The organism is Chryseobacterium sp. X308 (assembly GCF_020733145.1).
Lineage (GTDB): Bacteria > Bacteroidota > Bacteroidia > Flavobacteriales > Weeksellaceae > Chryseobacterium > Chryseobacterium cupriresistens.
The window spans coordinates 115,101-134,880 of record NZ_JAJFZH010000001.1 but is presented as its reverse complement, the minus strand read 5'-3'; the positions used below and the strand labels follow the sequence as shown (position 1 = coordinate 134,880).

Annotated in this window: 19 protein-coding genes; 11 read left to right on the top strand and 8 right to left on the bottom strand. The window is 36.0% G+C overall.

Annotated elements, in window-relative coordinates:
- Nucleotides 1-46: 46 nt before the first annotated feature.
- The 3 genes from LIV57_RS00685 to LIV57_RS00675 all read left to right on the top strand — a co-directional run bounded on the left by LIV57_RS00685 (nucleotide 47) and on the right by LIV57_RS00675 (nucleotide 3,614).
- Nucleotides 47-2,632: a putative LPS assembly protein LptD gene (locus LIV57_RS00685; RefSeq protein WP_227940979.1), complete on the top strand. Its 2,586-nt coding sequence runs from the start codon at nucleotides 47-49 to the stop codon at nucleotides 2,630-2,632.
- A gap of 146 nt (nucleotides 2,633-2,778) precedes the next feature.
- Entirely contained in the window at nucleotides 2,779-3,159 is a 381-nt protein-coding gene (locus tag LIV57_RS00680; RefSeq protein WP_034694591.1) for a RidA family protein, read from the top strand.
- Nucleotides 3,159-3,614 carry a hypothetical protein gene (locus LIV57_RS00675; RefSeq protein WP_034694594.1) on the top strand — a complete coding sequence of 152 codons (456 nt, stop codon included), beginning with the start codon at nucleotides 3,159-3,161 and terminating at the stop codon, nucleotides 3,612-3,614. Before LIV57_RS00680 ends, LIV57_RS00675 begins: the two co-directional genes overlap by 1 nt.
- A 70-nt stretch (nucleotides 3,615-3,684) precedes the next feature.
- Here the strand turns inward: LIV57_RS00675 and LIV57_RS00670 are convergent, their stop codons facing one another.
- Together LIV57_RS00670 and LIV57_RS00665 are read right to left on the bottom strand one after the other, a co-directional pair.
- Nucleotides 3,685-4,254, bottom strand: a complete 570-nt coding sequence (locus tag LIV57_RS00670; RefSeq protein WP_227940977.1) for a GNAT family N-acetyltransferase — start codon at nucleotides 4,252-4,254, stop codon at nucleotides 3,685-3,687.
- 162 nt (nucleotides 4,255-4,416) lie between these two features.
- Entirely contained in the window at nucleotides 4,417-5,943 is a 1,527-nt protein-coding gene (locus tag LIV57_RS00665) for a trypsin-like peptidase domain-containing protein (protein WP_202840891.1), read from the bottom strand.
- 340 nt (nucleotides 5,944-6,283) lie between these two features.
- Between LIV57_RS00665 and LIV57_RS00660 the strand changes: the two genes are divergently transcribed.
- From LIV57_RS00660 to LIV57_RS00645, 4 genes are read left to right on the top strand one after another with little or no spacing between them, the layout of a single operon-like run.
- Entirely contained in the window at nucleotides 6,284-7,645 is a 1,362-nt protein-coding gene (locus tag LIV57_RS00660) for a rhodanese-related sulfurtransferase (protein WP_227940975.1), read from the top strand.
- 58 nt (nucleotides 7,646-7,703) lie between these two features.
- Nucleotides 7,704-8,948, top strand: a complete 1,245-nt coding sequence (locus LIV57_RS00655; RefSeq protein WP_227940973.1) for a peptidase U32 family protein — start codon at nucleotides 7,704-7,706, stop codon at nucleotides 8,946-8,948.
- Complete coding sequence (locus LIV57_RS00650; RefSeq protein WP_062673534.1) at nucleotides 8,948-9,178, top strand: ferredoxin; 231 nt, start codon at nucleotides 8,948-8,950, stop codon at nucleotides 9,176-9,178. The genes LIV57_RS00655 and LIV57_RS00650 overlap by 1 nt, the downstream gene beginning before the upstream one ends.
- A 5-nt stretch (nucleotides 9,179-9,183) precedes the next feature.
- A complete protein-coding gene (locus LIV57_RS00645) occupies nucleotides 9,184-9,744 on the top strand; it encodes a 5-formyltetrahydrofolate cyclo-ligase (protein ID WP_227940971.1) in 561 nt (186 codons plus the stop codon).
- Here LIV57_RS00645 and LIV57_RS00640 read toward each other — a convergent pair.
- Complete coding sequence (locus LIV57_RS00640) at nucleotides 9,708-10,289, bottom strand: hypothetical protein (RefSeq protein ID WP_202840883.1); 582 nt, start codon at nucleotides 10,287-10,289, stop codon at nucleotides 9,708-9,710. The genes LIV57_RS00645 and LIV57_RS00640 overlap by 37 nt on opposite strands.
- A complete protein-coding gene (locus tag LIV57_RS00635; RefSeq protein ID WP_227940969.1) occupies nucleotides 10,273-11,454 on the bottom strand; it encodes a hypothetical protein in 1,182 nt (393 codons plus the stop codon). Before LIV57_RS00635 ends, LIV57_RS00640 begins: the two co-directional genes overlap by 17 nt.
- A 183-nt stretch (nucleotides 11,455-11,637) precedes the next feature.
- Between LIV57_RS00635 and LIV57_RS00630 the strand changes: the two genes are divergently transcribed.
- The gene (locus tag LIV57_RS00630; protein WP_034694620.1) at nucleotides 11,638-11,967 is read left to right on the top strand and encodes a hypothetical protein; all 330 of its coding nucleotides are present in this window, start codon (nucleotides 11,638-11,640) and stop codon (nucleotides 11,965-11,967) included.
- A gap of 119 nt (nucleotides 11,968-12,086) precedes the next feature.
- Here LIV57_RS00630 and LIV57_RS00625 read toward each other — a convergent pair whose 3' ends face one another.
- The 4 genes from LIV57_RS00625 to rmuC form a co-directional block, all read right to left on the bottom strand.
- Nucleotides 12,087-12,854, bottom strand: a complete 768-nt coding sequence (locus LIV57_RS00625; protein ID WP_227940968.1) for a TrmH family RNA methyltransferase — start codon at nucleotides 12,852-12,854, stop codon at nucleotides 12,087-12,089.
- Between the two features lie 20 nt (nucleotides 12,855-12,874).
- Complete coding sequence (locus LIV57_RS00620; protein ID WP_227940966.1) at nucleotides 12,875-13,666, bottom strand: CPBP family intramembrane glutamic endopeptidase; 792 nt, start codon at nucleotides 13,664-13,666, stop codon at nucleotides 12,875-12,877.
- Nucleotides 13,667-13,756: 90 nt separating this feature from the next.
- Complete coding sequence (locus LIV57_RS00615; RefSeq protein ID WP_227940965.1) at nucleotides 13,757-14,596, bottom strand: LytTR family DNA-binding domain-containing protein; 840 nt, start codon at nucleotides 14,594-14,596, stop codon at nucleotides 13,757-13,759.
- 11 nt (nucleotides 14,597-14,607) lie between these two features.
- Nucleotides 14,608-16,113, bottom strand: coding sequence for a DNA recombination protein RmuC (gene rmuC, locus LIV57_RS00610; RefSeq protein ID WP_227940963.1), 1,506 nt, complete (start codon nucleotides 16,111-16,113; stop codon nucleotides 14,608-14,610).
- A gap of 201 nt (nucleotides 16,114-16,314) precedes the next feature.
- On the opposite strand from rmuC, the gene LIV57_RS00605 reads away from it, so the two are divergent.
- From LIV57_RS00605 to LIV57_RS00595, 3 genes are all read left to right on the top strand, one after another.
- Entirely contained in the window at nucleotides 16,315-16,989 is a 675-nt protein-coding gene (locus LIV57_RS00605; protein WP_227940961.1) for a response regulator transcription factor, read from the top strand.
- Between the two features lies 1 nt (nucleotide 16,990).
- The gene (locus tag LIV57_RS00600; protein ID WP_227940959.1) at nucleotides 16,991-18,355 is read left to right on the top strand and encodes a sensor histidine kinase; all 1,365 of its coding nucleotides are present in this window, start codon (nucleotides 16,991-16,993) and stop codon (nucleotides 18,353-18,355) included.
- 146 nt (nucleotides 18,356-18,501) lie between these two features.
- Nucleotides 18,502-19,776 (top strand): TolC family protein, encoded by a 1,275-nt coding sequence (locus LIV57_RS00595; RefSeq protein WP_227940957.1) that lies wholly within the window; start codon nucleotides 18,502-18,504, stop codon nucleotides 19,774-19,776.
- The last annotated feature ends 4 nt before the right edge of the window (nucleotides 19,777-19,780 follow it).

The following is a 19,780-nucleotide window of genomic DNA, read 5'->3' as shown; positions in this document are numbered from 1 at the left end:
TTATAAAAATTATATTAATTTTGGGCCTTAATTATATAGTATAAAATTGGCCAAAACCGTCTTCAAAAATATATTACAAATTTTAATTATCCTAATTTTTAACAATTTTTTAGCACAGAAAACTCCTGAAAAATTGCCTAAAAATGCGGTTAATGATACTATTTCCAAAAAGGATACCATAGTTGTAAAAAAAGAAACCCTCAATGATGTTCTCCGTACAAAAGCGGATGATCAGAGAAGAGACGTTCCGAAAAAAATGACATTCCTGAACAAAAATGCTCAGGTAAAGTATCAGGATATGCAGATTGATGCAGATTATATCTCTATTGATGATAATAAAAATCTGATCTATGCAAGAGGAAAACAAGACTCTTTGGGCAAGATTGTGGAGCCTGTAATCACTACGCAGGCCGGGAAAAAATACGAAACCAACGAATTCAGCTATAATACAAAAACAAAACAGGCCATTGCCTTCAATGCAAGAACAGAAGAAAGTGAAGGGGTAATTATAGCGCAGAAAACCAAAAAATATAATGATTCCGTATTTGCAATGAGAAAAGCAGATTATACAACGGATGATTATTTTATCAAGAAAAAAGATACGGCAGCGGATTATTTTATGAGAGCTTATAACATTAAGCTGATTAAAACCAAAACAAAATCGCAGATCGTGACCGGTCCTATTCAGATGTTTATCGAACAGGTTCCTACACCGCTTTATCTTCCATTCGCTATTTTACCATTCTCCGATAAAAGAGCTGCAGGTATTCTGATTCCAAGTTTCGGAGAAAGAGAAGATGTAGGTTTCTTCCTGAACGGAATAGGATATTATCAACCCATTGGGGAACATTTTGACCTTAAGGTTTTAGCAGATATTTATACAAAAGGAAGCTGGAATTTACGTCCGCAGGTGAATTACCAGAAGAAATACCGTTACTCCGGAAATTTTACGGCAGATATCGGTACAATGGTGAGAGGAATCAAAGGTCTGGACGATTATACTAAAAACAGTACCTACAGAATCAACTGGACGCACTCGCAGGATTCCAAAGCCAATCCTTTCCTTACATTCAGTGCATCTGTAGATATTGTAAGTACCAAGTTCTATAACAACCCGCTTAACAACAATTACATTTTCAACCAGAATGTATTGAATACTCAGCAGAACTCTACGGTAACCCTTACCAAAAGATTCCTGAAACTGCCGATGACGATTACGGGAACTGCTTCATATTCCCAGAACTTTGCGACAGGATTGGCAGACCTTCGTCTTCCGCAGATGAACGTGGCCATCAACCAGTTCTATTTATTTAAATCAAGAACAGGGATCAGACAGGGATTGCTTGAAAATATTACAGTGAATACAGGTTTCAACCTTACCAATTTCGTGAATACTCAGGAAAATGAGTTGTTTAAGAAAGAAATGTGGGATAAAATGCAGACCGGGCTTAAAAATAATATCGCATTGGCTACCAATACAACATTGGCGAAATATTTTACTTTCAGTTTAAGTGCGAATATTGACAATGCCCTGACAACAAAAACACTGAACAGATATTATGATCCGGTAAAGAATGTAACTGTTGATGAAATCAATAAAAACTTTACAGGATATTCTACTTTCTCCACTTCTGCCAGTCTTCAGACAACACTTTTCGGAATGATGAAATTCAAAAAAGGATCTGCTGTGGAAGCGGTAAGACATATGATGACCCCGAGTGTAAGCTTTACTTATTCCCCGGATTTTTCAAGTCCTAATTTCGGATATTACAGAAACTATTATAATGCAAACGGAGCATTGACGCCGTATTCTATTTTTGAAAAAGGAATTGTCGGAAGCCCGTCAAGCGGTATGCAGGGAGCTTTAGGTTTCAATATCGGTAACAATATTGAGATGAAAGTAAAGTCTAAGAGTGATTCTACGGGGGTAAAGAAAATCAAAATTTTTGAATCTTTAAACCTTGCAGGAAGCTACAACTTTGCTGCTAAAGATCACCCTTGGTCTGTGTTCTCCATCAACGGGCAGTCTTCATTTTTCAATAATAAACTGACGGTAAATACCAGCCTTGCGCTGGAACCTTATAAAATTGAGTTCTTGCCGGGACAGGATACAGGAATAAGAACAGAGCAGTTCGGACACTTCAGTGTACAGGGATTCAATGTTCAGCTATCGTATCCTTTAAGCAGCGAAATTTTTGGAGAAAAAACAGATTATGCCAAAAAGTATTCCTCAAAAGGAGAAATCCGAAATGAAAATTATTATTTTGATGATGATCATTATGCTCATTTTGATCAGGCCTGGACTTTAAATGTCAGCGCCAATTACGCTTATTCTAAAGGATTAAGCAGGTTTGGTAATAAAATTGCATCTTTAGGTTTGGATGGAAGCCTCAAACTGACTCCATACTGGAATATCAACGGAAGTACCCATTATGATATGGTGACCAAAGAATTGGCATATACAAGAATTGGTTTTTCAAGAGATCAGCGAAGCTTTACGATCAATTTCAACTGGGTTCCTTTCGGACAATATAAAGTGTATGACTTCTTTATCGGTATCAAAGCCAATATCTTAAGTGATGCCTTGAAGTACAAAGACAGAAGCTTTACCCAGCCTAATGCACCTTTCTAATATCAGATTGGCATTTGAGAATATAAATTTTATATTTGCAGGCAGAATAAATTCTAATGAAATCACTGTTGGCAGAATTCAAAGACCAAAGAATATGGCAGATAGTGATTGCTTATGACCCTTAGAAAAAAATTAAATATCCGCATATGAAACAAATAATCAACACAGTTAATGCACCTGCAGCGATCGGACCTTATTCACAAGCTAATATGGCCAACGGAGTTTTGTATATCTCCGGGCAGATTCCTGTAGATCCTGCAACTGGTAAACTGGTAGAAGGAATTGAAAAGGAAACGCATCAGGTAATGAAAAACCTTGAAGCAATCCTTACTGAAGCTGGCATGACTTTCAAAAACGTTGTAAAAGCTACTATCTTTCTTAAAAGTATGGATGATTTTGCTGTAATGAATGATATCTATGCATCTTACTTGGATTCAGAAAGCTATCCTGCCCGTGAAACAGTACAGGTTTCATGTTTGCCTAAAAATGTGGATATCGAAATTTCTATGATTGCACATCAGGATTAATGAATTTTATAAGAAATACAATTGCGGTTCTGATAGGTCTTGGTATTGCAGGGCTTATTATTACTCTTGGTATAAGGGCTTTTCCGCAATGGGTAACTTTTGAGGCTTTTGCTCCATTTGAGCATTGGCAAAGGTTTCTTTTCAGTATGAAAGATGATAAGGCGTTTTTCGGCTTCCTTTTATTTATTTCCGGATTAGGAACTACTATTGGAGGAGTGGCAACAGCAATTATCGTTAAATATGCTAAAGTAGCCTATGCTATTCTGATTGGCTTTATTATGCTTTTTATTGCCATGTTGGATGTTATTATTTTTCCTTATCATCCTACATTTTATAAGATCTCCATTTTTCTTACGTTCTTTCCGTTTTCCTGGATTGGAGGGAAGATTGTAGAAGTGATCTATGAAAGAAATAAAAAGAAAAGTATTGCTGACAAAATGAACAAGTCTAAATAAACAATAAAAAAAACGCTGCAGATTCTGCAGCGTTTTTTGTTGATATGAAGAAAATTAGTAGATTTCCATACTAAACATATTTCAAAAAATAAAGAGGATAATCCAGCTCAAATGTTTCATGGAAAATGGTAAATCCATTTTGTTGATAGAACGTTCTGTTTTCTAATGTTGTTGTTTCAACATATATGAGTTCGTTCTCATATTTACTCATAGATTCTTTTAAAAGTTTTGTTCCAATTCCTTTTCCCTGTTCACCGGGAACTACAGCCATTAACCATAAATGAACAAATTTTTCTTCCGGATGAAATTTTGCTAAGAGTTTTTCTCGTTTTAAAACTTTAAAGATATTTTCAATTCCAATACAATTGAACAGCAATTTTATTTCAAGCCAGATTTTTTTTAAACTGATCGGGAATTTGTCTAAGTATAAAATGCACGCTTTGTGATCGTCGCTGAGAAATATGCTTCCATTTAGCATTGATAAATCAAATTGAAATTCCATTAATGCTTTCAATCTCTTATATCTGTTGCCAGAAGTCTTTATGACAAAATTGATAGAATTAGGAATAAGAACATTTATGAAAGACTGGCATAAAATAGTAACGACTTTTTCTCTATCCTCATAGGTAGCTTTTTTCATGCACTTTTGTTTTTTCAAATATATAAAAAATAGAAGTGTGTTAATCAGTGTTTTATATGGCTTGTGTTAGTTTCTGCATTGAACTCAGTTAACTTTTTTTCAAAAAAAACCATTCTTAAGCAAGAATGGTTAACTTTTTAATGTGAAATTAAAAAAATTCAATTAAGGCATTTTGAATCCTTTTGTATAAATTCTTCCGTAATCATCCACAAATTTCACCTGTACATTTCCTTGGTATTTCTCAAGGATCTTTTCAACATCTTTTTGTGAATTGACCGGTTTACCATTGACTTCAATGATGATATAGTTATCTACAATTCCGATTTTAGCCATTTCGCTGCCCTCAGATACGTTTTTAGCTACTACACCACTGTTCAGTCCGTATTCTGTTTTGAAACGCTCCGTAAGAGGGTCGAATTCAGATCCGATTTTTTCTGTTACACTAAGATCAGCTTTCGTTCTGGTTGAAGTTCCTCCTTTCTGGTCTCTAAGCGTTACCGAAGTAGTTCCTTCTTTACCATTTCTTGAATAGGTTACCTGAACTTTGTCACCAGGACGCTTGCTTCCGATAGACATGGAAAGATCAGCAAAGTCTGTAATATCGTAGTTGTCTACTTTGGTGATAACGTCTCCTTTTTTCAATCCTGCATCTTCAGCACCACTGTTTTCACCAAATCCTGTAATATAGATTCCTGAACCTACTTTCAGATTTGTTTTAAACTGCTTGTTGTAAGATGCTACTAACTGATCATTTGAAAGATCTAAAGACTGAACTCCAAGGAATCCTCTCTGTACGATTCCGAATTTCTTGATATCCTCAACAATTTTTCTCGCCAGGTTAGAAGGAACGGCAAATCCGTATCCCTGGTAATATCCTGTGGTAGACTGAATCGCAGAGTTGATCCCGATAAGTTCTCCATTGGTATTTACCAACGCACCTCCCGAGTTACCCGGGTTAATAGCAGCATCCGTCTGGATGAAACTTTCAATAGGATTAGCAGCCTTTCCCTGGCTTCCCAGGATTCCGATACCTCTTCCTTTAGCAGAAACAATACCTGCTGTTACCGTAGAGTTTAATCCTAGTGGATTTCCTACCGCAAGAACCCATTGCCCTACGTCAATATTGTCAGAATTCGCAAAATTCAGATAAGGAAGTCCTTTTTCTTCAATCTTTAATAAAGAGATATCTGTATTAGGGTCTGTTCCAACCAATGTTGCAATATATGATTTCTTGTTGCTTAGTACGACTTCCAGCTTATTGGCACCTGCTACCACGTGGTTGTTGGAAATGATATAACCGTCCGGAGAGATGATTACCCCTGAACCCATTCCCGATGGCATATTATCAGGAACCTGCTGCTTTTGTCTCTGCTGGCCTCTTCCTCCGAAAGGATCTCCGAAGAAAAAGTCAAACAAATCCTGCTCTGAAGCTCTGCTTGATGTTCTGCTTTGATAATTTTTAATAGTTACTACAGCAGGAACGGTTGTTTTAGCCGCCTTTACAAAATCATCACCTACTGCTCCCGTATTCATTCCTGCGAATGAAGTGTTGGGTGCTGCTGTTGTGAAATAAGATTGATCTCCATTGTTGGAGCCGTGTCCGAAATATTGTAAAGCTCCAACGGTAGTAGCTCCGGAAAGGACTCCAACTACTGCAAATGGTAATAGTTTTTTTAAAGTACTCTTCATTGTATATCTTTCTTGTTTATTAATTAATTTTCTTTTTATGTTTTTGAGTAAACAAATTTAATGTTAAATAAGTAAGCAATTAGTATGCTATGTTTCAATTTTAACTAAAATTTAACGGCTATTATATGATTTTGTGCCTTATGTCATAATTGTTAATGCCACAGTTAACAAAACTTAAAAAAAAATTAAAGAAAATATGGCAGACTTATTATACATAGTGATCTGATTTTCATTGCTGGCAGGTTACTGTTTATTGTTCGTGATTGGTGTTATAAATATACTTAATTCTAAAATTATTATCTTTGCAAAAATTTTTATTCTCACTTAAAACGTTTATAGCATGCAACTGTATAACACCTTAAGCGCAGAAGAAAGAGCTCAACTTATTGATGAAGCCGGTAAAGACCGTCTTACCTTGTCTTTCTATGCGTATGCCAAAATCGAAGACCCCAAAAAATTTCGCGACGAATTATTTATAGCCTGGAATGCCCTTGATGCTCTTGGCCGTATTTATGTAGCGACAGAAGGAATTAATGCTCAGATGAGTGTTCCTGCAGATCAGTTTGAGGCTTTTCGTGATACGCTGGAAGTTTATGACTTCATGAAAGGAATCCGTTTGAATGTAGCGGTAGACCAGGACAATTACTCATTTTTAAAATTAACCATAAAAGTCAGAAACAAAATTGTTGCTGACGGTTTGAATGACGAAACTTTTGATGTGACCAATAAAGGAATTCACTTAAAAGCTCAGGAATTCAATAATATGCTGGAAGATCCCAATACCATTGTCGTAGATTTCAGAAATCACTACGAAAGTGAAGTAGGACATTTTGAAGGTGCCATTACTCCAGATGTGGAAAATTTCAGAGAAAGTTTACCCATCATCAATGAACAGCTACAGGATTTTAAAGAAGATAAAAACCTGCTGATGTATTGTACCGGTGGAATCCGTTGTGAAAAAGCAAGTGCTTACTTCAAACATCAGGGATTCAAAAATGTATATCAGCTGGAAGGAGGTATCATTGAATATACACGCCAGATCAAAGAAGAAGGAATAAAAAGTAAATTCATTGGTAAAAACTTTGTATTTGACCACCGCCTGGGGGAGAGAATTACAGATGATATTATTGCACAATGCCACCAGTGTGGAAAACCTTGTGATAATCATACCAATTGTGCCAATGATGCCTGTCACCTTCTTTTCATCCAATGTGACGACTGTAAAGCGGCAATGGAAAACTGCTGTTCTACAGAATGTCTGGATACCATTCATTTACCTTGGGATGAACAGGTGAAACTGAGAAAGGGATTACAGGTTGGAAATAAAGTATTCAGAAAAGGAAAATCAGATGCACTGAAATTTAAAAACTCAGGAGATTTAACTGATAAGCCTTTGGCAAAAGCTGAAACAAAAAATATCCGTCAGAAGATTGCTGTTAAAAAAGAATTGATTGGTAAAGCAGAGCATTACTATTCAAAATCAAAAATTGCACAGTTTTTAATTGAGCATAAAGATTTATCAGTGGGTGATAAAGTATTGATCTCAGGTCCTACAACAGGAGAGCAGGAAGTTACCATTACTGAAATCTATGCTAACGGAGGGCCTTGTGAAACGGCAAACATTGGAGATCAGATTACGTTTGCACTGCCATTCAGAGTTCGTTTATCTGATAAATTGTACAGAATTGTGCAAAATGCATAATTCAGATCTGTCAATACAATTGTTTCTGTTTTAACAACTTAATAATTCCGGACTTACAATGACAACAAGCGGAAAAATAGAACTGATGTCTCCTGCAGGAGATTTCATATCACTTCAGGCAGCTATAGATAACGGTGCAGACTCTGTCTATTTTGGAGTTGAGCAGCTCAACATGCGTGCAAGAGCAACAATGAACTTCACCATTGATGATCTGCCGGAAATTGCCAGAAGATGTGCTGAAAAAGGAGTAAGAACCTATCTGACCCTTAACACCATCATCTATGATCATGATCTTTCTATCGTCAGAACACTTTTAGATAAAGCGAAAGAAGCAGGTCTTACAGCAGTGATCGCAATGGACCAGGCTGTAATTTCTTATGCAAGGCAAATTGGTATGGAGGTGCATATTTCCACCCAGATTAATATAACCAATATTGAAACCGTAAAATTCTATGCTCTTTTTGCTGATACCATGGTGATGAGCCGTGAATTAAGTATCAGCCAGATCAAAAAAATCTGTACTCAGATTGAAAAAGATCAGGTAAAAGGACCTTCCGGTCATCTTGTTGAAGTGGAGATTTTCGGACATGGTGCCTTATGTATGGCAGTATCCGGGAAGTGCTATCTTAGTCTGCATTCCCATAATTCGTCAGCAAACAGGGGGGCCTGCAAACAGAACTGCCGGAAAAAATATACTGTGATTGATCAGGAGTCAGGTTTTGAAATTGAACTTGATAACGAATATATGATGTCTCCCAAAGACCTTTGTACGATTGGTTTCCTGAATCAGATTGTGAATGCCGGCGTGAAAGTCTTGAAGATAGAAGGAAGAGGAAGGGCTCCGGAATATGTAGCAACAGTTACAAAATGTTATAGAGAAGCAATTGACAGTATTGCGGAAGGAACGTTTTCTCAGGAAAAAGTGGATGAATGGATGAAACTTCTGGAGACCGTATACAACAGAGGCTTCTGGAGTGGATATTATCTTGGTCAGGAGCTGGGTGAGTGGTCTTCAAACTCCGGTTCCAGTGCAACACAAAAGAAGGTTTATATTGGAAAAGGAAGGCATTTCTATCCGAAATCCAATATCGCAGAATTTGTGGTTGAAGCCTATGATATTTCTGTAGGAGACAGTGTCCTTATACAGGGACCTACTACAGGATCACAGGAAATGGTCATCGAAAGTATGATTGTTGATGAGAAGGCAGGGGCAGACAAGGCAACAAAGTCTGATGTGATTACTTTCCCTACGAAGTTCCGTGTACGGCCAAGTGACAAATTATATAAAATTGTTAAAGCGTAATGGTCATTGCTACACTTCAGAGAGATAAATGTATTGGGTGTAATTACTGTGTCGAATTTGCTCCGGAATATTTTAGAATGTCTAAAAAAGATGGTAAATCGGTATTGCTTAAGACTATTGATAAAAAAGGCTTTTACACGTTAAAAACACCAGACCACGAAGCGTTTGAATATTTGGAGAGAGCAGCCAACGCCTGTCCAGTGAAAATTATTTCTGTAAGAATTACTTGATCATTATGCTGAAAGCTGAGCTTAGAAAAAAATATACCCAAAAAAGGAAAGCCTTGTCTGCCGATGAGGCTTTTCTGTTATCTGAGAAGATTTTTGAAAATTTCATTCAATATTTTAAGCCAAAAGAATCAGAAAAAGTACACGTTTTTATCCCGATTCCGGCAAGGAAAGAAATTGATACCCAAATCTTCATTCAATATTTTTTAGCACAGAATATCCGGGTGTATGTGCCTAAAATTGTAGCGGATAAGCTGATTAATATTGAGATCTCTGAAGATACTGCTTTTGAAACCAACAGTTGGGGGATTTCAGAACCTGTTTCCAATGAAGATTCTGGCGAAAAATACTTTCATTATGTGATTACGCCTTTGTTGTATTGCGACAAAAAAGGGAATAGAGTAGGCTATGGTAAAGGATTTTATGACAGCTTGTTTCAAAGTATTTCTCCCGAGGCAAAAAAAATCGGAGTCAATTATTTTGCCCCCGATGAATATGTGGATGATGTCTGGGAAAATGATATTCCTCTTGACTATTTGGTTACTCCTACCGAAGTACTGTCTTTTTGAAGCGGTTTGGAATAAAAATCTAAAAAGTAGAATTTAAACTCTTTTTTAAGCTTTGATGTAGACAATAAGATGTATTGTGCATTCTTTTCAAAGCTTCCCAGAGACTTGTTCTTACTATCAAAATATTCCACATTAAACCTGGCATAGTCTAGTGTATCTTTTTTATAAAAATCTTTATATACATTCAGATTGCTTACTTTCGCGGTTTTTACTTTCATGCTGTCCAGTTCTTTCAGCAATCTTTTAAATGTCAGTGAATCCGGTTTGTGAAAATAGCTTTCCATCTGGGAATAAATGACTGTATCTATTTCCGTATTTCTGTTTCCGCTGAGATATAGGGTAGACAGGTCAAGAAGTTCCTGAACTTTCTGTTTGGTGATGGAATTAATCGCCTGCATGCTATCCATCTGTACGGCAGGATAGCTTTTTTCGTTGGTGCTGTTTCGTAGTTTATCGAGGTCGCTTACCTCTGAGGTTTTATTATTACAGGCAATAAATAACGTCAGAAGCACGGTGAAAATTAAAAAATTACTTATTCTTTTCATCTGTGGTAGCAATTTTAAATTTGATGGATACAATTTTACCTTTGGTATCCTTTTTCATTTCTATTACATTCAGGTTTTTCAGTGAAGTCGTTGGAGTCGTTACCAGCGTGATATACTTCTGCTTATCCAGCCTTTCAATGCCGTAAGTATCATTATCATATACCTGGTAGATCACGGCATTACTGCTGATTAGGTTTTCCAGCTGGTTTCTCTTCTGCTTAATGAGTGCAACCTGTTCGTCAGGATTTCCTCCTTTGATGTCTTTTATAGAGAAATAATAGACAGCCATCTTATAATCATCCGGCTTTAATTCGATCTTTTCTTCTTCAGGAGCATTTTCAAGATTTCTGTTCACTTCCAGAGGCTCATAGAAAGGAGCGCTGATTCGCATTTTTAAATTTTTATCCTTGGTAGAATAATAAAAACATTCGCCCGGCTTTATTTTATACATCAACGGAGATTCATTTTCCTTCACTACCATTATTTCTAAAGTATTGATCACAGAGACACCTCTGTCCTTATCAATGAAACAATATTTATAAGTTTTTGAAAAAAGAACATCTTTAAAACCTAAAAGACCGGTAATGGTAATCAAAACTGAAGTAACAAGTGCCCAGGCATTCTTTTTGAAGAAATTTTTCTTTGCCGGAACAGATGAAATTTCAGTTTGGTGGGTAATTGTCTTATTTTGATTAACTGATTGATTTTCAGTATTTGATTTTTGTAAATCAGTGTTTTCTTGAGCTCTGGTTTCAACTTTTTTAGGCTGAAATTCAGTTTTTGGAAGTTCGGGAGCTGAAGAAACCGTTTTTTCAATTTCATCAATATCTTCTTCATCAAAATTTTCATTTTCCTGTAGCAGTTCACCCGCAAAAAGATGCTGTTTTTTGAACTCATACCAGGAGTCGTAACCCGCATAAATACTCAATAAATTGAGCATGTCTATTCTTGGTAGTTTCGTAACCGGTGAAGTTTTAAAATAAGTGTAAAATGACTTTTCACTGATGTTTCCTTTCGCTTTTTTTCGAAGGTCTTCCTGAAAATATATAATATCTATACCCTTCCACTTGGATATGTCATCCTGAGAAGGGGTATATTCTTTTAAGTATTGACCCTGAACATCCTTTTTTAGCTGTTCAAAGTGTAATAGATCCAAATCTGTCAATTTTTCAAAAAATAATTAAATTGTTGATTATCAGCTATGTTTTTTTGTAAAACTATTTTACAAAGGTATTACAATTATTTTTCATAGACAAATTTTCTAACTGCTCTACCTTTGTCTTGTTCAAATAACAGAACAGAAGAAAATTTTATAAAACAATATTAACAAAATTAAATTTAATTTATTATGAAAAAGTCATTATTCGTAGCTGCTATCGCTGCAATCTCTCTAGTTGCTTGTAAAAAAACTGAAGCTACTGCTACTGAAGGTACAACTGATTCTGCTGCTGCTACTGTAGCTGATTCTGCTGCTGTAGTTTCTGATTCTGCTGCTAAAGTTGTTGATTCTGCTGCAACTACTGCTGTAGAAGCTACTAAAGATGCTGCTGCTGCTACTACTGCTGCTGGTGCTGAAGTTGCTAAAGATGCTGCTAAAGGTGCTGCTGACGCTGCTAAAGGTGCTGCTGATGCTGCTAAAGGAGCTGCTGATGCTGCTAAAGATGCTGCTAAGAAATAATTCTAGCATACGCTTAACAATAAAAGAACCGTTTCACCCAGTGAAACGGTTTTTTTATGCTTAGTCATTGCGAGACTTAGGTGAAGCAATCTGTTTACTATCAGAATAAGACCAAGAGTTTATCCCTTCTTTTGTTTCAGAGATTCATAGCACGTAATTGCTACCGCATTGCTCAGGTTCAAAGAATCAATACTTCCGGCCATGGGAATCAGTGTGTTTTTTCCTTTTCCGATCCAGAAGTTACTTAACCCGGAATGTTCCGTCCCGAATAATACGGCAGAACGCTGTCTGAAATCTCTTCGATAAAGGTCTTCAGCACTTTCGTCCATCAGCGTAGTATAGATATTAAAACTGTTTTTCTGCAGGAATTCCAATGTTTCCGTATTTTCCGCCTGATAGACTTCCATTCCGAACAGGCATCCCACACTGGATCTGATCACATTAGGGTTGTAGAAATCGGTTTTCCCGTCAGCAACAATCAGCGCATCAATACCAAATGCTTCGCAGCTTCTTAAAATAGCGCCAAGATTTCCTGGTTTTTCCACTCCTTCTACAATGATTATCGTAGCATCTTCTTTAGGAACAAATGATGAAAGTGAATTTTCTTTGGTATGATAAATGCCGATAATTCCTTCGGAACTTCCTCTGTAAGCGATTTTTTCATATACCTTCTCACTTACATAATGGATTTTTCCATTGGGAAGAGTTCCCTTAAAGATATTTTCACAGATAAAGAACTCCAGCGGTTCAAAATCATACTGAATGGCCCTTTCATTTTCCTGCTGGCCTTCTACTACAAAAACTTTTGATTTTTTACGAAACCTGTTGTCAGTAAGGAGCTTAGTGACATTTTTTATTTTATCGTTTTGAAAACTTTCTATCAACATGCTGCAAAATTATGCAAAATTTATGATTGAACTTCTCTGGTTTTGATAAAAAGGTTTTTCCATGTCATCTCCATTGGAATTTTATTTTTTCTTTTAAAATAGATGACTACTAAGATCAGGGAGACAATGGATAGGAATTTATAGAGGTTTCCATAGAAATTCCCGGAAACATTTTCTGATACATTAAAGATTTCCCAGTACAGATTCATAAAAAAATGCAGGAAAATGGCGGTCCATAAATTGTATTCCGATTCAAAATATGCCCAGGCGAAAAATATTGATCCTAAAAATGTAATAGTAAATATTTCGGTAAGTTCTATTAAGTTCTGACTTTGATACAAATGTACTTGTGCAAACAGCAATGACCCTGATAATGCAGAGGATAAAAATCCGAGTCTGGTAAAACGATATAGTATTCCGATAAGAAAAGCTCTGAAAATAATCTCTTCAAAAAATGCTGATGAAAGAGTATTGATAAACAGAGATTCAAAATTTATTTTTGAGATTGGTTTAAAATGAATCAGGTATCCAATGAGCATAGGAGCAGTTCCTGTAAGTGCTAACATAAATCCTTTGATAATGGGTTTGTTTAATGAGAACAGATCAAGGATCTGTTTTTGGGGTAACAGAATTCTTAATGTGAGTATCAATGGAATTAATGTTACCGAATAAGCAATTATATGGGCTATTGCTTTACTGTGAAACAGATCTTTTGAGAAAGTCTGTATGGTTTTAAAAAAGAGAAAATCGAAGAAATAATAGGCTGTAAACCCTAGAATAAAGATGGAAAAGAAGCGGATGTTTTTACTCATGTCTGTTAATTTTGAGCAAAAATGTAGCTTTAAATCAATGCTTTCAAGTTAATGTGATGAATGACAAAGAATAGTGACGAATGACAAAATTTATAGATTTTGCTTCTGTAACTGAGGAATAATTGAAGGAATAAAACTTCTTGAAACAGGAATTTCAAAATCAACTTCTGGAAGAATTAATTTATAACCCTGAGCATTTCCTTTGAGTTTCTTTACCCTTCCAAGGTTGACAATATAAGAACGGTGGCATTTTTTGACAGAGCCTGTTTCGATTTGTTGTAAAGCATTGGTTAAACTTATTCTAATCAGTGCTTTTTGTAAGCTGTTGTTTTCTAAAAAGTAAAATGTACAATAGTTTTCCATAGACTGAACGCAAAGAAAATCTTTTTTATTCATGACAAGCTCGGTATTCTGGGCTGATATTTTTAACAGATTTTGTCGTTCAGCAGGAGGCGAAACGGGAAGGTGTTGTGAAATGTTGCGGGCTTTCTTTTCATGAATAGTCTTTAAATAGATATACCGTGATAAAATATAGATGATAGAAATAGGAATTCCGACAGCTAAAGTATACAGGAACATATAAAAGTAATTGACTATATCAAGTTTTACATGGCTCAAGAATAATGAATTGTAAAAGTAGGATAGAATAGAACCCGTGCATAGAATGAAAGTTATTTTTAAGAGTTCCGAACCAATATTCCAGTTGCTGAAACGGGAAGTTATAAGATTGGCCATTAAAAATGCAGTTCCAAAGATTATGCAATAGGGAAAAAGTAATACAAATTTATAGGGATGCTGAAAGTTTTCCGTACCAAAAGGCTGAAAAATAATCAGAAACAAATAGACAGCAATTCCTGCCCCCAGTGAAGAAACGAAAATTTCCTTGAAAGATTCAGACTTTGGATATGGATGTGCTGTAAATGAAAACATAAAATCCAGATTTAGCTTTCAGATGTTTCAATAAAATTGCCGTTGTCAATAAGACTTTGAGGCAGGTCTTTTTTATTTTTAATTCCTAATGACTTCAATTTCTGAGTCTGGATTACCAGGTTGTCATTTCCGGTATGAAGCTGCTTGTAAGCATCATTGAATACATTTTTCGCCTGATCCAGATTTCGTCCTACTTTTTCCAGATTTTCTACAAAACCTACAAATTTGTCATAGAGTCTGGCTCCTCGATCAGCAATTTCAATAGAATTTCGGTTTTGATATTCGCGTTTCCAAAGATCGGCAATCAGCTTAAGAGAAGTGATCAGATTGCTTGGATTCAACAACAGGATTCTTCTTTCATAGGCATAGTTCCAGAGATTCTGATCTGCCTGCATTGCCGCAATATAAGCCGGTTCACTTGGAATAAACATCATTACGAAATCCAGGGATTTTCCATAATCATCGTACGCTTTCTGACTTAATTGATTAATATGATTTTTAATAGATCCAAGATGCTGGCTCAGTTTTATGGCGTAAACATCAGCATCAGTTTCATCTACCAATTCTGTGAAAGCGGTCAGAGACACTTTAGAATCAATAATAACATTTCTTTCATCCGGATATTTCACAACAGCATCAGGACGCATTTTTTTTCCGGAGAATTCTGAAAACAAAGCTTTATTGTCTTCATCGCGTAATTCATGCTCCAGGAAATATTCTCTTCCTTTTACCAGTCCGGATTTTTCAAGAATACTTTCCAGAATCATTTCGCCCCAGTTCCCCTGGGTTTTGCTTTCTCCTTTCAGGGCACGGGTCAGTTTTTTGGCATCCTCAGAAATCTGCTGATTCAGTTCTGCCAGTTCTTTCACTTTTTCAGCAAGGGAGAAGCGTTCTTTATTTTCCTTTTCGTAGGCTTCGTTAACTTTGTTTTTTAAATCCGCGATTTTCTCCTGAAAAGGTTCAAGGATGTTTTTTAAATTATTTTGATTTAAAGCCGTAAACTTTTCTGTTTTTTCTTCTAAAATTTTATTGGCAAGGTTCTCAAACTGAAGTTTTGAATCTTCCTGAATCTTGATAATTTCTTCTTTCTGGGTGTCAAGAGATTGTTGAAGACCTTCATTTTTAGCAGAAAGCTCAGAGTTTTTAGCAAAAAGGGTCTGCTTTTCAAGAATGTGGTTTTCTATCTGAGAAGTCTGCCTCTGATTGATTTGTTTTAACTCCTGAAACTGGATGTTCAAAGCAGAATATTCGGCGGAGATTTTAGAAAATTCGTTTTTCAGATCATCCAGAAGGTCCTGCTGCAGCATATTGGCTTCTTTCTCTTCACTGATGATTTGATTAAGCTCCTGAATTTTCAGGTTGGAATTTTCAAGATCAGATTGATTTTTAATAGATAAGGTGTTCAGTGCATCATAAGAACTTCTTGAAACCATTGACGATTTCAGTGCAAAATATAAAATAACCGCTCCCAGTATGCCACCGGCAACCAATCCAATAATTAAATATATCATCTCCATGTTTCAAAATTATGAAAAAAGGCTGGAAGCTGGAAGCGGGATGTTGGAAGTTCCTTTTGGACCGATAAGAACTGACTGTTTTTTTTAAAGGTAAATAAAATGGAAACAATTGCTTTATAAAATTCTATTACTTCTCTCTTCCAGCCTCCATCTTCCTTTCTGAATTAGAATACCTATATTTATGGGAAATTTCAGAGACTTATGAATATTTTGCTGGTAGAAGATGATCAAAGAATCAGTAATTTCCTGATAAAAGGCCTTTCCGAGGCTGGCTATAATACGACCCTGGCAGATTCCGGTGAAAAGGCACGTGAGCTTCTTCATACCTATGATTTTGATATTATTTTAATGGATATTATGCTTCCCGGACTGGATGGCATGCAGTTGACACAAATTATCAGATTTAAAGGAAATTATACTCCGATTTTGGTTTTAAGTGCTTTGAACAGTCCTGATGATAAGATCAAAATGCTGGATATGGGCGCTGATGATTATTTATCAAAACCGTTCCATTTTGAAGAACTGATTTCAAGGATTAAAGCATTAACCAGAAGAAATAAATTAAGTTATCAGAAAGAAGACCAATTGTTATCTTGTGGCACTATCACCATTGATACCGATCTTCATAAAGTAACCCAGAACGGTAAAGAAATAGAGTTTTCACCGACGGAATATAAACTTTTTACTTTCCTGATGGAGAATAAAAATAAAGTATTGAGCAGAACCCAGATTTTGCATAAAGTATGGGGAATTGATTTTGATAATACAACGAATGTAGTGGATGTTTATATTTCCTATGTCCGTAATAAGATTGATGAGACAGAACAGAAAATTATTCATACAGTAAAAGGAACCGGATATTTGATCAAAGACTGAAATGACCCTCAGAAACAGATTTACCCTTATTTCAAGCCTTTCATTCGGCATTGTTTCTATTATCACATCTGCGGTGATATTTTTTGCCTATTATGACAGTACCAAAATTTTTTATTTTGAAAAGCTAAGAAATACGGCTCTGATCTCTGCTATTTATTATCTGGAAAAAGATGAACTCCCGAAAGACCGCCATGCCCAGATCAAAAAAGAATACAATCATCTGATTCAGAATAACAGGGTTGCGGTCTATAACCAGAATAACGAAGTTACTTTTGGACATAATCTGAACGATAAGAATATAAAACTTTCCCACTTGCAGGCTGTCCGGAATAATAAAGGAATACAGTTTATGTCTGATAATCAATTCTATTACGGAATTTTTTATCCTGATAACCAGGGTGACTTTGTGGTTTTTGTGAAGTCTTCCAACGATTCTTTCCAGTCGCAAATCCTGAGATTGGCTATTATCATGCTTTCGGTATTGGTCATCGGCCTGCTTGCGATTTATTTCCTGAGCAGATATCTTTCCAAGGTAGTTTATAAACCTATTTCCAATGTGGTGGAACGGATCAATAAAGTGGAATATGATAACATTTCTACGGCAATTATTACTTCCACCAATACCAATGATGAAATTGAAGATCTCATTAAATCTTATAATAAACTGCTGGGCAGAATTTCCGAAAATGTGCTTTTACAGCAGAACTTTATCAATTATGTTTCTCATGAATTTAAAACTCCCTTAGCTGCGATTTCCGGAAATCTGGAAGTATTTGCCCAAAAAGACCGTACACCGGAAGAATATAGGGAAGTGGCCAAAGAGTCATTGGAAAACGTATATGAGATTGAAAATATTCTCAATAATCTTTTGCTGATGTCCGGAATGACCAAACTGGAATCTTCTCACAAACTCATGAGAGTGGATGAGCTGATCTGGAAGATTTATGAAAAACTGGAACCCAAGGCAAAAGAAAACAATTCATCTATCAAAATACAGCTTCAGGTAACGAAACCTGCTTTGCTGGAATTCCCGGGAAATGAGACGCTTCTCTACCTGGCGTTATATAATATTGTGGAAAATGCTATCAAATATTCCTATGACAAACCTATAGTGATCACATTATCTGAAAAGAACAGTCAGTTGTACATTGAGGTCAGGGATGAAGGAAGAGGAATTCCGGCTGATGATCTTGTGAAAATATCAGAGACTTTCTACAGAGGAAAAAATGTAGATACTGTAAAAGGCAGCGGAATCGGTTTATCACTTTCAAAAAGTATTTTTGATCATCATCATATTGTCATGAAAATTGATTCTACGGTCAATGTGGGAACCAATGTTCTCCTGGAATTTCCTGCCCATTCATAATCGTGTTATTTGTGAAAAGATTTGTGTTTTTCGTGTTTTAAACAAGTTCTAATCAAACTCTAATGTTGAACTAACCGAATTTTAATTTTCTTTACAATTCCCTCTAATATTAGGCAAATAGCTTTGTGGTCTTAAATAAGAGACCCTTGAAGAAGCTATTTTTTACACTATTTTATATTCCCTGTTTCAGTTTCTTTTCTGCACAGATTTCAGACACCATGAAAATCAGCAGAAAGGAGGCTGAAACTATTTTTCTGGCTAAAAACCTTGACCTTATTGCACAGAAGCTTGAAATTTCACAAGCCGAGGCAAGAGCTGTTCAGGCTAAATACTGGCCTAATCCTACATTGAGTATCAGTGAGGTGAATTTATGGAGAACCTATGACATCGAAGAGCAACCCGCACTTATCAGAAACTGGGGGAAAAGTACTCAGATTTCTGCCGAGATAGAACAGGTGATTCAGACTGCGGGGAAAAGAAGAAAAAATATTGAACTTCAGAAAATAGAAGTGGAAGGAGAGAAGTATGAACTGCAGGAAGTTTTACGTGAACTTAAGAAGACGCTCAGAAATACCATTACTGAAATTCTTTACAATCAGGAACAGCAAAAGATCTATCAGGGACAGATTGCTTCCATTGAGAAATTAACAAAATCCTATAATAATCAATTAAACCTTGGTAATATCAGTAAAGCTGAATATGTCCGCTTAAAAGCACAGGAAATTGAATTCAAAAAGAAACTGGTTTCATTGAAGCAGGAAATCGAAGACCAGCAGGTAGAACTGAAAGCTTTATTGATGCTGCCTTCTCAAACGTATCTGGAGATTTCAGATTCATTTGTTATGCCCGAAAAACAACTATCAGAACTGGAAGTGAATCAATGGATGGAAAAGGCAAAAGAAAACCGTCCCGATATCATGATCTCCAAAAATAAAGAGAAACACGCTGCCAAAAATCTGGAAATTCAAAATGCCATGAAAACGCCCGATGTTGCAGTTTCTATAGGATATGACCGTGGAGGAAATATCATGAAAGATTTTATAGGACTGGGGGTTTCTATGGATCTCCCCATTTTTGACCGTAACAAAGGGAATATTCAGGAAGCTAAGCTTGAGATTGAAAAAAGCAAACTGGAGACCCGCAAAAACATGATGAAATCTGATAACGAAATTGTATCTGTTTTCAGAAACTATATCAGAACACAACAGGTCTCACAAGAAATTGATGAAAATTATGAATCTACGCTGGATGGTTTGCTGGTAAGCCACGAGAAAAATTTCAGACTCAGAAATATCAGCATGCTTGAATATATGGATTTTCTGGATACCTACATCGGAAATAAAATGATCATCCTGGATACTAAAAAAGAATTGAATCAATACTACGAAAACCTGCAGTATGTTGTAGGACAAGATTTATAAGATA